Raw genomic sequence first — 2722 nt, forward strand, 5'->3', positions numbered from 1 at the left:
GCTTTTTAATGATAAGTTTTTTGTTCAGAATGAAATGATCGTAATCACTTGCAAAAAGAACAGAAGCAGTACCTTTTGTAGATAAAGTTGTTGGAATTCCGAAATTCGGGTCTGTAAAATAATTTTCTGTTCCGTCAACAATATCAAAATTGCGTTTAGTAAGATCTCTTCTGTAGTAATTAAAATCACCGGCAATGATTACGGCGGATTTCAGTTTAAAATGTGCATAAAGCTTTTCCAGTGTTTCTAAATCCCGTTTCCTGTGCGGCCTGTCATTAAAAGGAAGGTGTACATTTATTGCAATGCATTTTTGGGATTTATTATCAGCCGGTGTGATTTCTACAAGAATTACATTGTTTTTATCAAAAAGATAGTCGCCTGAAAAATCAGTGAAACCGATTTCATCTGCAAGGTTTTTTACGGAAAGTTTTGTACTGTTATAAATTACTGCGTTATTCTGTCCGTTCCCGCCTGATTTATAAGTTTCGTCTCCTTTTTTCTGGATTGTTTTTAGCGAGTAGGAAGATGATGATACGAAATTCCATTCAGACTTTCCAAGCAGACTGCAGATTTTGTGTAAAGCTGCATCTTTATTTTCTTCAAGCCAGACTTCCTGCAAAAAAACAAAATCTGCACCAGATTCTTTAATCATATCTGCAGCCTGTTCTGCTGTCCGGCTCCGTGTATTCATGTTAAAAGAAAGAAAATTTATTTCACCTGCAAACAGTAATGCAGATGAAATTAAAATTAATACAAAACTGATTCTCTTTTTCATATCTTTAATTATAACTGAAAGGAAAGAAAATCCAACTGAACGCCTTCGCCATCCTGTATATCCCTGTTAACTTTAGAACCGATTACCTTATCCAAAAATCCCGGATGAAGACCGACCGACAGTTCTTTTTCTGTTCGTAAGACTCCAATATCATTTTTTGAAATGATTTCTCCTTTTTTCATTTTCCTCATAAAATGGAGACTCCTGTTTGTTCTTCCATAATTGGCCTTTTCTGCTTCTGCAAGCTCTTTTACACCAGTTCCCAGAATTTTTTCAATCCGCTCTCCATATTCATCTTTCAGCTGATTCAAAATATAAGCAGCGGCTTTTTCTCCGTATTGCCGGAATGCTGCATCACACTGATGAACACAGTGACTCATGACAGAAAACTGTTCGCCTGTTAAAGCGACAGGATCGTCCAGACCGTCCGTTTCTTTTGAGATTGTGATGTGCTTTTCGATAACTGTTCCTCCGACAGCTGCCGTAATGGAAGGGACGAGAATCGGGTCTAAGGAATGATCACTTACACCGCAGGGAACCCCAAAAATCGCAGAAAGATTTGGAATAAGCCGTAAATTATATTCTTCTTCGGGGGCAGGGTAGCTTGTAATACAGTGAAGAAGAGTAAGATTTTTTCTGCCCAGAATTGAAAGGGCTTCTTCAATATCGCTTAATTTTGAAACACCTGAAGAAACAATAACCGGAATGTCATTTGTTCTGCGGTATTCTGCAAGTTTTTTTAAAAGCGGAATATGATTGAGCTCAGGGGAAGCAATTTTTATGGCATCCGGTTTTATTGAAATAAGTTCTTCAAGTGAACGCAGTCCGAAAGGAGAACACAAAAATTCGGCGCCTTTTTTATGTGTATAGTCAAGACATTCGGCAAAAAAATCCGGTTTAACTTCAAGTTCTTTAAATCTGTCATAGAGAGGAATTTTCCCGGTCGGAAGATTTACAAAACCTGTTTTTGGGTGAAGAATTTCTGAAGCATACACCCATTGAAATTTTACGAAATCTGCTCCGCTTTCAATTGATAAATCGATTAACTCTTTTGCTTTTATTAAATCTCCGCCATGGGAAGTTCCGATTTCCGCTATAATTTTCATAAAAATAGTTCCTTACAGTATTTTATCATGAGATTTTATGTGTTACAATTAAGTTATGCTTAAACCAATTGTAAAACTATTCAAAGCATTAAATGCTAATGTCAATCCCGGAGAAATTGCACATGCATTTTCTTTTGGAGTCTTACTGGGACTTATGCCAAAAAACAATCTGCTTTGGGCTCTGGTCTTTGTTTTCGTGCTTTTCATAAGAATTAACAAGCCGATGTATTTAATAATGCTGCTGATTGCATCGACACTTTCACCGTTATTTGGTTCTTTGTTTGATACTGTCGGTTATGCCTTTCTTACAATTCCTGCTTTTTCAGATTTTTTTGCTGATTTACTCGAAGTACCTTTTGTAGGATTTACGAAATTTAACAATTCTGTTGTTATGGGCTCTTTATTATGCGGGATTGTTCTCTATATACCTATGTATATTCTGGGGCGGCTGTTTGTATTTCTCTGGCGTAAATACATCACTCATTTTGTCCGCAAATTAAAAATAGCAAAGGCTGTTTCAAAACTTCCTCTGCTTGGAAAAATCGCTGGAATGGTGGCAGGAGAGTAAAATGAAATCAGAAAAAATTAAAAAAGAAAAAAAGCCTGCAAAGAAGTTTCCGGCAAAAAAACTTCCAGGGCTTTTAAAAAAATCTTATACACAGAAAAAATTTGATAAAATTCTTAAAAAAATCTACATTCCTGAAGATAAAGCAAAAATTCAGTCAATGTTTTCAGAAAAATACACGAAAGGCAAAAAAGAGCTTATCCGGGTACCACGTTCTTCTGAATATACAAAGGCAGAATTAAAAAATCTCAAGGTTCTTGCAAAAAATATAAAAAA

4 protein-coding genes are annotated in these 2722 nt (G+C 35.9%); 2 read left to right on the forward strand and 2 right to left on the reverse strand.

From position 1 onward, the window contains the following. On the reverse strand, positions 1-775 hold a 775-nt coding region (locus ACKI5B_RS02895), incomplete at its 3' end, for an endonuclease/exonuclease/phosphatase family protein (protein ID WP_407425645.1). 8 nt (positions 776-783) lie between these two features. After that, on the reverse strand, positions 784-1881 hold the full coding sequence (locus tag ACKI5B_RS02900) for an N-acetylneuraminate synthase family protein (RefSeq protein ID WP_407425647.1): 1098 nt from the start codon (positions 1879-1881) through the stop codon (positions 784-786). Positions 1882-1936: 55 nt separating this feature from the next. On the opposite strand from ACKI5B_RS02900, the gene ACKI5B_RS02905 reads away from it, so the two are divergent. Both ACKI5B_RS02905 and ACKI5B_RS02910 read left to right on the forward strand, forming a co-directional pair. Then, on the forward strand, positions 1937-2449 hold the full coding sequence (locus ACKI5B_RS02905; RefSeq protein WP_407425649.1) for a TIGR03546 family protein: 513 nt from the start codon (positions 1937-1939) through the stop codon (positions 2447-2449). Between the two features lies 1 nt (position 2450). Beyond that, positions 2451-2722, forward strand: a 272-nt coding sequence (locus tag ACKI5B_RS02910; RefSeq protein WP_407425651.1) for a hypothetical protein, incomplete at its 3' end; no start/stop codon positions are given.

Origin of the sequence: Treponema sp. (genome assembly GCF_045657965.1) — a bacterium.
Lineage (GTDB): Bacteria > Spirochaetota > Spirochaetia > Treponematales > Treponemataceae > Treponema_D.

Excerpts from the sequence above, each read along its gene's own strand:
- ACKI5B_RS02900 (WP_407425647.1), bottom strand. The coding sequence starts at position 1,881 with ATGAAAATTATAGCGGAAATCGGAACTTCCCATGGCGGAGATTTAATA.
- ACKI5B_RS02905 (WP_407425649.1), top strand. The coding sequence starts at position 1,937 with ATGCTTAAACCAATTGTAAAACTATTCAAAGCATTAAATGCTAATGTC.